Raw genomic sequence first — 12,557 nt, 5'->3', positions numbered from 1 at the left:
GCGGCAAGGTTGGAGACAGCCGATCGGAAGACCCGAACGGCTGACGAAAACCATTACCGCACAGGAGGATTCATTATGTCGCGCTACGAGGAAGCGGTCGATCGGTACTTCGCCGCGTGGAACGCCACCGACGAGGACGCCAGGGCCGCGGCGGTGGCGGCCGCGTGGGCCGAGGACGGCGCGTACACCGATCCGCTCGCGGAGGTGCGCGGGCACGCCCAGCTGACGGCGGCCATCGGGGGCGTGCAGGCGCAGTTCCCCGGGTTCGAGTTCCGTCGCCTCGGCGCGGTCGACGGCCACCACGACATCGCCCGCTTCTCCTGGGAGCTGGTCTCCGCGGCCGACGGCAGCGCCCCGGTCGCGGGTTCGGACGTGATCTCCCTCGGAGCCGACGACCGGATCACGAGTGTGCACGGTTTCCTCGACCGGGTGCCCACGGCGTAACGGTGGCCGGTGCCGGACCTGCGATCCGTATCCGGCGATACGCCCGGCGTACCCGCGGCCGGGTTGCGCCTGCGGCGAACACCGTGCGTCGTCCGCGGCACGAGGGCATCCTGGACGAAGTAGTGCAATTCCGGCAAACAGGGTGGTGGTCGGCGTGGACAACGCCGCGATGGATGCCTACTCCCGCACGGTGATCGCGGTGGCGGCCTCGGTGACGCCGCACGTGGCCAGCGTGCGGACCAGGCGGGGCAGCGGATCGGCGGTGGTCTTCACCGACGACGGGTTCCTGTTGACGAACGCGCACGTCGTCGGCGCGGCCCGCGCGGGTGAGGTGGTCTTCGCCGACGGGGTGGAATCCCGCTTCCACGTCGTCGGGGTGGACCCCCTGTCGGACCTCGCGGTGTTGCGCGCACGCGGCGGCGCGCCGGACGCCGTGCCGCTCGGAGATGCCGACCAGTTGGTGGTCGGCCAGCTGGTGGTGGCGGTCGGAAGTCCGCTCGGCCTGGCGGGTTCGGTCACCGCGGGCGTGGTGAGCGCGCTCGGGCGCGCGGTTCCGGTGGCGTCCCGCCGCGCCGGCCGGGTGATCGAGGACGTGATCCAGACCGACGCCGCGCTCAACCCCGGAAATTCCGGTGGCGCGCTGTCGGACTCGGCCGGCCGGGTGGTCGGCGTCAACACCGCGGTCGCGGGCATCGGGCTCGGCCTCGCCATCCCGATCAACGCGACGACGCGCCGGATCATCGGCACGCTGCACACCGAGGGGCGCGTCCGGCGCGCATACCTCGGCTTGGTCGGCGTGCCCGCGCCGCTGCCCGAGCCGGTCGCCGCGCGCACCGGGCAGGCGGCCGGGGTGCGCATCGTGGAGGTGGTCCGTGGCGGCCCCGCCGAGCTGGCCGGGCTGCGCCGCGGTGATCTGGTGCTGAGCGTGGCGCGGTCGGAAGTGCGTGACGCGCAGGGGATTCAGCGGCAGCTGTTCGCCGAGTCGATCGGCGTGCAACTGCCGGTCACCGTGCTGCGCAACGGGGCCATGGTCGACGTCATCGCGGTCCCGGTGGAACTGGTGGCGGACTGAGCGCTGTCCAGCCGGTCGCCGGGACCGGCTCGGCGGTGGTCACCGGGCGTCCGCACCACCGACTCACGAAGTCTCTTTCTGGGCGTCGATTGCCTGTTCGAGCCTGACGGACATGGCCGTGGCGACGAATCCGGGAATGGTAGGGGCGAAGAGCCTGAGGTAGGTATCGATCCATTCGTGGCGCGCGACTAGGAACGGATAGTCGGTAGGGGCCATGTGGCGTACCGCGAGGATGGGCAGGGGCGCGTCGAGCGCCGGGAACGCCGGGTTGTGCAGTCCGGGGTAGGTGCAACCTGGATAGAACTGCCCGATCATCAGACCTTTGTCGACGAATTTGGTTTTCTGTTGTCGTTGCACCGCGTCGATCGAGGCGTAGTCGGTGAGGTCGGGAAAGACCGCGAGAACGGCTTTGAACAGCGACTCGGGCGCCTCCTGCGGTGGCAGGGCCGGGAACAGATCGTACAGATCGTCGGCGATCGCGGTGATGCGCCCGATATCGATGTCGTGCCCATCGAAGTAGGCGGCCCACAGGTACCTGTGCGTGATGGCGTGGCTGGTGTAGGGGCACACAGGGCCGGGCCGACCGAGATCCGGGTGGGGATGGCACAGGTATTCGCGGGTCCACCGACGGAGTTCGGCGAACCGGGGTTGGTCGGCGAGGCCTGTTTCGGCGTCGGGAGCGAAGAGGTTGACCGGCTGGACGCCGGAGCGTGTCCCGACTATGGGGTCGGTGTTAATCATCGGCTGGTCCTTGCTGAGATCGGAGGCTCCGGTGAGGGGACGAGGGTGCGGCGGAAATGCTCGGTCAGGGTTGATCCGATGGCGCGTAGCGCCTCGGGTTCGGTCATCCTTTCGTGCGGGACGGCAACGCGGTGTTCGAAAATGCTGCCGGTGAGGTACTCCTGCCACGCGAGAGATGGAGTGGCGCCGTCGTCCGGGCGGCCGTTGGCGGCGCTGAAGTAGAGCAGATCACCGTCGAAGAGTGCCGGTCGATGATCCCGGGTGAGGTCGATGAGCCGGTTGTAGTCGCCATACAGAACCGCCAGATGTTCGGGCGTGAGGGCGGCGAAGAGACCGCCCTGCCGGTGCAGCAAGTCGGTCGCGGCCTCGAGGGTGAAGTCGGCCGGAATTCGGAAACCGGCCACGCCGCCGAACTCGGTGAGCAGGTCCCTGAGGGTGGGTAGGGGAGCTTGCGCGCTGCCCGAGTCGACTACGCGCGTGTCCATCATCGCCAGGGTGGCGACGGGTTCGCCCTCGCGGCGCAGTCGCACGGCGATCGCGTGCGCGATGGTGCCGCCCAATGAGTAGCCGAGCAAGTGATAGGGGCCGTGCGGCTGGACCGACCGGATCTCCCGCACGTAGCGGGCGGCGAGTTGGTCGAGCGTGTCGAACCGCGCGGTCGGGTCGGTCAGCGCCGGGGATTGCAGCCCGTGGACGGGCCGCTCCGAGCCGAGGTGCTGCACGAGTCCGCTGAAGCCCCAAGCCAAACCGATGGCCGGGTGGACGCAGAACAGTGGCGGCTCCGCGCCGGTCGCGCGCAGCGGAAGCAGGACGGCGAGCGCGTCATGGGGGTCGGGTTCCTCGAAGCCGCGCAGCCGGGCCTCGATGCGGCGGGCCAGCGATTGCGGTGTCGGGTCGCTGAAGATCCACTGAATCGGCACGGGCACCCCGGTGGACTCCTCCAACCGCGCCACCAGCCGGGTGGCGGCCAGCGAGTTGCCGCCCAGGGCGAAGAATCCGTCGTCGCAACCGGCTCGTTCGAGCTCGAGCGTTCGCGCGAACGCCTCGCAGACGGTGGCCTCCAGCGGTGTGGACGGCGCACGGAACGGGGGGCGGTCCGGCGCGGGCAGGGCTTTGTAGTCGAATTTGCCGGTGCTGGTGAGCGGGATCCGGTCGAGGACGACGATGGCGGTGGGGATCATGTGGGTGGGCAGGCGGGTTGCGAGGTAGGTGGTCATGGCGACGGTGTCGGGCGTGGTGTGCGGCATCGGTACGACGTAGCCGGTGAGTTGGCCGGTGCCGTCGGGGCGGGTGTGCACGGTGACCGCGGCGTAGGCGATGTCGGGGTAGCTGCTCAGCGCGGATTCGACCTCGCCGGGTTCGACGCGGTTGCCCAGGACCTTCAACTGCAGGTCGCTGCGGCCCTTGTATTGCAGTCTTCGGTCGGCGGTCCACGCCACCAGGTCGCCCGTGCGATACATCCGCGTCCCGGCCCGCCCGTACGGGGCGGCGACGAATCGGCTCGCGGTGGTCGCGGGTTGGTTGTGGTAGCCGCGGGCGAGGCCCGGTCCGGACAGATAGAGTTCGCCGACCACTCCGAACGGAACGGGGCGGAGCTCGCGATCGAGTACGACGGCGGTGAATCCGCGGATCGGGCCGCCGATGGCGATCGGGCCGTCGACGGTGGTGGACAGCGGAGTGCCCGCGCAGCTCACGACCGTGGTCTCAGTGGCCCCGTAGCTGATGAGCACCGTGCGGCCCGGCGTCCATCGTGCCGCCAGCTCCGGTGGACACGGCTCACCGCCGATGACCAGAGTTTCGAGTCCGTCGGGATTCATCGCGGCGAGCATCGTCGGGGTGAGCGCGGCATGGGTGACGTGTTCCGCCCGGACCAGCTCGGACAGTCCGGCGCCAACCGGTGTGGGGGCGAGGATCAGCGTGGCTCCGCCGCAGACGGCGCTGATCCATTCGAGGATCGAGACATCGAAGCTCGGCGAGGCGACAGCCAGTATCCGAGAGGACGGAGTGATGCCGAACCGTTCCCGTGTGTCCGCGGCCAGGTTCGCTATCCCGGTGTGTGTGACCACGACGCCCTTAGGGGTTCCGGTGGAGCCGGAAGTGTAGACCAGGTAGGCGGGGTGCTGTGGTCGAAGTGGGGCTGTTCGGTCGGCATCGCTGATCGCCGCGGGTGATGCCGCTGCCGACATCGCGGCGAAGGAGGGGCTGTCGAGGGTCAGCCAGCTGATGGTGTCCGGCAACTGGTTTCGGTAGGGCTCGCGAGTGAGTCCCACCGTGGCACCGGAATCCGTCAGGATGCTGGTGCTGCGCTCGCGCGGATGGCTGGGTTCCACCTGGACGAACGCGCCGCCGGTCTTGGCGACCGCCCACACGGCGATCATGGCGTCGATGGAGCGAGGTAGGGCTATGGCTACGAACGATTCCGGTCCTATCCCGGTATCGATCAACACCCGCGCCCACCGGTTCGACGTTTCCTCGAGTTCGCGGTAGGACAGTCGCGCGTCTCCGTAGACCACCGCTTCGGTCTCCGGTTCCATCGCGGCGGTCAGCACTTGCGGCAACACCGACATCACCGCCCCACGTGGCCCGCGAACGGGCACCAGCGCGGCCTGCTCGGCCTCCGACAGCAGCTGTAGCCGGGTGAGCGGCAGGTCGATGTGTTCCGCGGCGGTGTCGAGTACGCGCAGCACCCGGTCGGCGATGGCGTCGATCTGCTGGCGCGTCAGCAGGTCGGGCAAGTATTTGAAGGTCAGGTGCAAGCTGTCGCCCTGGTGCACGATCAGGCCGAGCGGATAATGCGCGGCATCCCGTCCGTGCACACCCAGGACACGCATTCCCGCGATATCGGTGTCTTCGGACAATCCGGCCGAGTCGATCGGATAGGACTCGAAGGCCGTCACGGTGTCGAACATCGCGCCAGGACCGGCGATGTGCTGGATCTGGGCAAGGCCCAGGTGGTGATGGTCGAGCAGCGCGGCTTGTTCGGTCCGGATTCGGCGCACCAGTTGGGCGAGGGTTTCGCGGTGGTCCAGCCGGACCCGCACCGGCACCGTGTTGATGAACAGCCCGATCATCGATTCGATGCCGGCGATCTGGGGCGGGCGCCCGGAGACGGTGGTGCCGAACACCACGTCCTCGCGGCCGGTCGCGTTGGCCAGCACGATTCCCCAGGCGGCCTGAACGAGGGTGTTGAGCGTGACCTCCTGCCGATGTGCTGTGGCGACCAGGGCCGAGGTGCGGTGTTCGCTCAGCTGGACCCGCACTTCGCGCGTGGCGGTGGTGTGCCTGCGGCCGCGATCCGCGACCGCGAGGAGCGTCGGCTCCGACACGCCCTCGAGCGCCCGCGTCCACGCGGTTTCCGCCGCGCTCCGATCTTGGGCGTGCAGCCACGTCAGGTAGTCGCGGAAGGGACGGCCCGGAGCGGGCGCCGTGGCGTCGTCGTCGCAGGCGTAGAGGGTCAGCAGTTCCCGGATCAGCAGTGGCGTCGACCAGCCGTCGATCAGGATGTGATGCATGCTCCACATCAGCCGGTATTGCTCAGGGGCAATGCGCACCAATGTCATTCGCAGCAGCGGCGCCGCGGTCACGTCGAAGCTGGCGCGCCGGTCGGCGGCCATGAACTGCTCCAGTTCGGCGGCGGAGTCCTCGTGCTCGGTCAGGTCGATGAGGGTGAACGGTACGTCGACGTGCTTGTGCACGACCTGGACCGCTTCACCCGCGCCGTCGCGCACGAACGCGGTCCGCAGGTTGGGGTGCCGTCCGACGAGCGCCTGCGCGGCGCGGCGCAGCCGATCGGCGTCGACGTGTCCGCCGAGTTCCATACACAGTTGCACGATGTAGGCATCGAGGGCGCCGTCCGCGAGCTGGGCGTGGAACAGCAATCCCGTCTGCAGCGGTGTCAGCGGCCAGATGTCCTCCAGAGCCGGGTGCAGGCGCTCGAGCCGGTCGATCGCGTCCTGGCCCAGATCGAGGAGGTCGAGGTCGGAGGGGGTGAGCCCGCCCGCGCCGGGCCGGGACGCGTGGTCGGCCATCGCGGTCACGGCGTCGCGCCACAGTTCCGCGAGGTCGGTGACCTCGTCGGAGGTGAGCGGGCCGGTCGGGTAATCCCAGGCGGCGGTCAGAACCGGCCCGTCCGCGGTGTCGGTGACGACCGCGTTGACTCCCAGCAGGGACGCGACGGTCGAGTCGGGGTTCTGGACTCCACCGCCTCCGGCGGGCATCCACCCGGCCTCGCGCAACGCTGCGGGAATGGTGTCGTACCTGCCCATATAGTTGAAGCTCACCCGCGGTATGGGTAGCGCACGCAGGATGCGGGCGGTATCGGCGTCGAGGTACCGCAGCAGTCCGTAGCCGATCCCGTGATCGGGGACCTGCCGGAGTTGTTCCTTGACCGATTTGACGACGGCCCCGGCGGCGGGTCCGGCGGCGAACGCGTCATCTATGTCGATGCCGGACAAGTCGAGTCGCACCGGATAGGTGGTGGTGAACCATCCAACGGTGCGCGAGAGGTCGGCGCGCGGGAGCACCGCATCGTGGCGGCCGTGGCTTTCGAGGGTGAGCAGCGTTTCCGGCGCGGTGTCGCCGCGCTCGCGCCGCCACCGGGTCAGCGCCAGAGCGAGACCCGCGATCAGCGCGTCGTCCACGTTGCCATGGAAAACCTCCGGCAGCGTGGTGAGCACCGCGCGAGTCGCCGCGGTGGGCAGCGTCACCTCGACGGTCGCGACGGTGGCCTGAACGTCCACGGCCGGGTCGATCGGGCGTGCGCCGATCGGGGGGTCCGCGACGTCGAGTGTGGAGCGCCACCAGTCGAGTTCGTCCCGGCGTGCGCCGGCGGTGTTCAGCGCATGCGCCCAGCGTCGCATCGAGGTACCGACAGGCGCGAGCCGCGGTGGTTGCCCCGCGCTGATCTGCGCCCACGCGATCGCGAGGTCGGGAACCAGGATGCGCCACGAAACGCCGTCGACGACCAGGTGATGCGCGACGATCAGCAGCCGTCCCGGCTGTCGCGCCCATCCGAACCAGACCAGTTGCAGCACGACTCCTGCCGCGGGGTCGAGGCGCTCGGCCGCGGCGTTCGCCTCGGCGTCGGCGATCGCGGCGAAGTCGCTGCTGTCCGGTGCCGCGGTTACCGCCACGCGCCGGATCAGCCCCGCGGCGGGTGCGGCGGTCGGTGATACGTGCAGCGCCCAGCCGGACGCGTGCGCGGTGTCCGGGCGTAGCCGGGCTCGCAGCATGTCGTGGTGTTCGAGCACCGCTTGGACGGTGGCGCCGATTCCGGCGCTGTCGATACCGGCAGGCAGCGTGAGCATCGCCCACTGGCTGAAACGGTCGAAGCCGCCGCGCTCGAACATCCAGCACATGATCGGCGTCAGCGGTATCGGTCCCACGCCTCCGCCGGGCAGTTCGGCGGGCAGAGCGGTTTCGGTGCTGTCGCGCACGGCGACCCGGGCCAGCTCGGCGACCGTTCCGTGCTCGAACACGTCGCGCGCGGAGAACAGCAGATCCGCCGCCTTGGCGCGCGCGACCAGCTGAATCGCCATGATGCTGTCGCCGCCCATGGCGAAGAACGAATCGTCCGCGCCGACCTCGTCGAGTCCGAGCACCTCTGCGAACAGTCCGGCCAGCGTCGCCTCGAGCTCGGTGGCCGGTGGCCGGGATCCGGCACGAGGGGTGAAGTCGGGCTCGGGCAGAGCGGTGCGGTCCAGCTTGCCGTTGGCCGTCATCGGTAGCGCGTCGATCACCACGACGGTCGCGGGCACCATGTGCGAGGCCAACCGCTCCGCGGCGAACTCGCGAATCGCGTCCGTGTCGAGCTCGGCCCCGGACTCGGGAACCACGTACCCGATCAACCGGTTGCCGGTGACCGCGCCTCGGCGCACGGCTGCCACCGCGTGCGCCACACCCGCGTACGCGAGCAGCGCCGATTCGACCTCGCCGAGCTCGATGCGGAAACCACGGATCTTCACCTGAGAATCCGTCCGGCCCATGTAGTCGAGCGTCAGATGTCCGGTCGGCGACCGCAGCCACCGCACCAGGTCACCGGTCCGGTACATGCGCTGCCCCGGCCCCGCGAACGGATTGGCGACGAACCGAGACGCGGTCGTGCCCACCCGGTTGCGATAGCCGCGCGCCAAAGCGGGACCCGCCAGATACAACTCGCCGACGACTCCGACCGGTACCGGCCGCAACCAGGTGTCGAGCACGATCTCCTGCACCCCGCGGATCGGGCTGCCGGTCGTCACGGCCTCACCCGCCACCAGCGGGCGCCCGGCGTCGCTCTGGATCGTGGCCTCGGCGGGACCGTAGGTGTTGAACAATCTCCGGCCCGGCGCCCACCGCGACACCAACTCCGGTGGAGGCTCCTCGCCGCCGATCACGACCGTACCGAGGCCTCCGAGCCCGGCCGGATCGACCGTCGCCAAGGCCGTTGGCGTCAGCGCCGCGTGCGAAACCCGCTCCCGCGCCAAGATTTGCGCCAGCTCGTCCCCACCGTAGACAGTCGGCGGCGCGATCACCAGTTGCCCGCCCGTCGCGAACGCCCAGAGATATTCGAGCACCGCAGCATCGAAACTCGGAGACGCGGCATGCAGCACCCGCGTGCCCGGCCCGACACCCAACCGCGCGCATTGATCGTCCACCAGATTCGCCAACCCCCTGTGCGACACCACCACCCCTTTCGGCTCTCCCGTCGACCCGGACGTGTAGACCACGTACGCCGCGTGGTCGGGCCGCACCGGCCGTGTGCGCTCGTCGTCGCTCACCGGCGCTGCCGGGAATCCCGCCAGCTGCGCTTCGACCGCCGGTTCGTCGAGCACCAGCCATCGCACCGATCCGGGGAAACGATCCCGCCACCGCGACAGCGTGATCCCCACCGCCACACCCGAATCGGTGAGCATGTACGCGATGCGGCCGGCCGGATACTCGGGGTCCATCGGCGCGAACGCCGCCCCGGATTTCGCCACGGCCCAGACCGCCAGCACCGACTCGACCGACCGCGGCAATCCGACCGCGACGCTCGTCTCCGGCCCCGCTCCCAGCTCGATCAGCATGCGTGCCAGCCGATTCGACTCCGCATCCAGTTCGCCGTAGGTCCACCGGCGATCGCCGCACACCGCCGCGACCGCACCTGGATCGTTCGCCACCGCCGCGGCCAGCAGATCCGGCAAGACCTGTGCCGACACCGCCGGACGACCCGCCACCGGCGCCAACTCGCGGTATTCCGCGGAGGACAGCAGATCCAGCCGGGACAGTAGTAGATCCAGGTCGGTGGCGACCGCGCCCAGCACACGCAGAACTCGACGCAGCGTCGCATCCATCATGTCGTGGTCGAAGAGATCGGGCAGGTACTTGACGTCGAGACGCAATCGCGTGTCGACCTGGGCGACCACGCCGATCGGGTAGTGCGCCGCGTCGGCGCCGCTCACATCGAGCAGCCGCATGCCCGCGATGTCGGTGTCCGCGGTGAGCCCGCCACGATCGACCGGATAGGACTCGAACACCGTCATCGTGTCGAACACCGCTCCCGGCCCGGCCACCCGTTCGATGTCGGTCAGACCCACGTAGTGATGATCGAGCAGCGCGGCTTGTTGGGCCTGCATCCGGTCGAGCAGCTGCCCCAAACTCTCGGCGCGGTCGAGCCGGACACGCACCGGCAGCGTGTTGACGAACAGCCCTATCATCGATTCGACGTCCGAAAGTTGCGGAGGCCGTCCGGAGACAGTGGTGCCGAAGGTGACATCCGTCCGAGATGTCAAGGCGCCCAACACGATCGCCCAGGCCGTCTGGACCACGGTGTTGAGGGTGACTCCGCGTGCCCGCGCCAGGTTCGTCAAGTCAGCGGTCTGTTCCTCGGTCAATTCGCCGAAGACATCTCGTGATTCGGTGTAGCGGCGGCGGGGGTCGGACGGAGCCATCAGGGTCGGCTCGTCGGCGCCGTCGAACGCACGGGCCCAGGCGTCGAGCGAGGCGGTCGGATCCTGCCGCACCAGCCACGCCAAGAAGTCCCGATAGGGTCGGACACGAGGGAGTATCGCGTCGTCGCCGTCGGTGGCGTAGAGCACCAGCAACTCCTTCACGAGCAGCGGCGTCGACCAGCCGTCCAGCAGCAGGTGATGGTTGGTCAGCACCAACCGGAAGCGTTCCGGCCCGGTGGTGACCAGCATCCAGCGCAGCAGCGGGGCGCGCGACGGGTCGAACCGCGTCGCGCGGTCCGCGGCCATCAGCCGAGTCCACTCTCGATCCCGTTCCTCGTCGTCCAGCCCGGACAGGTCCAGCTCCGTCCATGGCGCCTCGACGTCTTCGTCGACCACCTGCACCGGCCCGGTCTCGGTGACGAACGCCGCGCGCAGATTCGCATGCCGGTTCAGCAGCGCCTGCCCGGCTCGGCGCAGCCGCCGCGCATCGACTCGCCCACCCAGTTCGAGGACCAGCTGGACCACATAGGCGTCCACCGACTCCTCGGCGAACAGCGCATGGAACAGCAATCCCTCCTGCAACGGAGTCAACGGCCAAACATCGCTCAGCGCCGGATATCCGGTCTCGAGCCGCTCGATATCGGACTGGGTGAGATCGACGAGGTCCAGATCCGATGGCGTCCGTCCGCCGCTCCCGGCACGGCGGCTGTATGCCGCCAACGCGGCCAGTACCCGGCGCCACGACTCCGCCACCTCGTGCACCTGGTCGGCGGTGAGCACCCCGGCCGGATACGACCACCTCGCCCGCAGTCGCCGCCGGTCACCGTCGTCCAGGACGAGGGCGTTGATGTCGAGCACCGCCGACATCGGCAGGTCCGGATCGAGCGCACCGGTGAACTCGGCGCCCGAGAGGTCCCCGCCGTCGTCCACCGGTAGCCATCCGGCCGACGGTGCTCCTCCGGGCACCTTCGTGGCGACGCGGCCGAGGTAGTTGAACCCGATCTGCGGTGTCGGCATGCTCTCGAGTTCCGGTCCGGTATCGGTGTTGAGATACCGCAGCAAGCCGTAGCCGATCCCGTGGTCCGGGACCTTGCGCAGCTGTTCCTTCACCGACTTGACCGCTGCCCCCAGCGCGGGCCCACCCGCGGTCGCGTCGTCGACATCGATGCCGGACAGGTCGAGGCGCATCGGGAAACTCGTGGTGAACCAGCCGACCGTCCGGGCCAGATCCGCGCCGGGGACCGCGCGCTCCTCGCGGCCGTGCCCTTCCAAACCGATCACGACGTCCGCGAGATCGCCGGACGCGACCGTGTCCTGCTCGCGCCGCCACTTCGTCACCGCCACCGCCAGCGCGGCCAGCAGCCCGTCGCTCACCTCGCCGTGGAATGCCGCGGGCACGGTGGTCAACAACGCCTCGGTCACCTCGGGGGGAACATCGATCTCGACCGTGCGGGCAGTGGCGGCCACATCGATCGCGGGGTCGAGGGGGCGGGATCCGATCACCGGATCGTCTCCGGCGGCCATCGCTTTCCAGAACCCGAATTCGGCGCGCCGCTCGGCGCTTGCGGCCGATTCGACCAGCCCGTGGGCCCACCTGCGCATGGACGTCCCGACCGGGGCCAGCTCGGGTGGTTCGCCGGACTCGATCCGCGCCCACGCGATCGCGAGATCCGGCACCAGCACCCGCCAGGACACTCCGTCGACGGCCGTATGGTGCGCCACCACAAGCGCCCGGCCCGGCTCCGTCGTGGCTGCCGGGTCGAACCAGACCACCTGCAGCACGACCCCGGCGCCCGGGTCGAGCCGGTCCGCGGCGGCGTCCAACTCCGCCGCCACAGAAGCACGGAACTCGGCGCTTCCCGGCGCTTCCGGCATCGCCACCCGACGGATGACGTCGTCGGCTCGAATCGTCCCGGCGGGCAGGGCTTCCCACGCCCAGCTTCCGTCGTCGGTCGGGCGCAGCCGCGCGCGCAGCATGTCGTGCCGATCGAGTACCGCCTGCACCGTGCCCACCAGCTGCTGCCGGTCGATCCTTGGCGGCAGTCCGAGCAACACCGCCTGCGAGAAGCGGCCGAACCCCGACCCCGCCCGCTCGAGCAGCCACCGGACGATCGGCGTGACCGGCATCGGCCCCACGCCTCCGCCGGGTAGTTCGGCCGGAAGCGCGGTCGCCGCGGTGCCGCCGCGGACGGCGACCTCGGCCAGCCCGGCGACCGTCTTGCGGTCGAACACGTCGCGCGGGGTGAACACCACACCCGCCGCCCTGGCTCGATTGACCAACTGGATCGACATGATGCTGTCGCCGCCGAGGGTGAAGAAGGAGTCGTCGAGTCCGATGGTGTTGGTGTGGAGTATGTCGGTGAATGCTTGGGTGATGGTGTGTTCGAGGG

4 protein-coding genes are annotated in these 12,557 nt (G+C 69.7%); 2 read left to right on the top strand and 2 right to left on the bottom strand.

What is annotated here, in order from left to right:
- The first annotated feature begins 75 nt into the window (after positions 1 to 75).
- Positions 76 to 444 carry a nuclear transport factor 2 family protein gene (locus ACWEO7_RS32375; protein WP_450024991.1) on the top strand — a complete coding sequence of 123 codons (369 nt, stop codon included), beginning with the start codon at positions 76 to 78 and terminating at the stop codon, positions 442 to 444.
- A gap of 169 nt (positions 445 to 613) precedes the next feature.
- Complete coding sequence (locus ACWEO7_RS32370) at positions 614 to 1,516, top strand: S1C family serine protease (protein ID WP_452428893.1); 903 nt, start codon at positions 614 to 616, stop codon at positions 1,514 to 1,516.
- Between the two features lie 63 nt (positions 1,517 to 1,579).
- Here the strand turns inward: ACWEO7_RS32370 and ACWEO7_RS32365 are convergent, their stop codons facing one another.
- Positions 1,580 to 2,257: a DUF6875 domain-containing protein gene (locus ACWEO7_RS32365; RefSeq protein WP_452428872.1), complete on the bottom strand. Its 678-nt coding sequence runs from the start codon at positions 2,255 to 2,257 to the stop codon at positions 1,580 to 1,582.
- Positions 2,254 to 12,557, bottom strand: a 10,304-nt coding sequence (locus tag ACWEO7_RS32360) for an amino acid adenylation domain-containing protein (RefSeq protein ID WP_452428870.1), incomplete at its 5' end; no start/stop codon positions are given. The genes ACWEO7_RS32365 and ACWEO7_RS32360, both read right to left, overlap by 4 nt.

The sequence above is a fragment of the Nocardia sp. NPDC004260 genome, from assembly GCF_053603155.1.
Note: the sequence above shows the minus strand (reverse complement) of the source record. Positions and strands in the feature narration are given on the sequence as shown.

Excerpts from the sequence above, each read along its gene's own strand:
- ACWEO7_RS32365 (WP_452428872.1), bottom strand. The coding sequence starts at position 2,257 with ATGATTAACACCGACCCCATAGTCGGGACACGCTCCGGCGTCCAGCCG.
- ACWEO7_RS32370 (WP_452428893.1), top strand. The coding sequence starts at position 614 with ATGGATGCCTACTCCCGCACGGTGATCGCGGTGGCGGCCTCGGTGACG.
- ACWEO7_RS32375 (WP_450024991.1), top strand. The coding sequence starts at position 76 with ATGTCGCGCTACGAGGAAGCGGTCGATCGGTACTTCGCCGCGTGGAAC.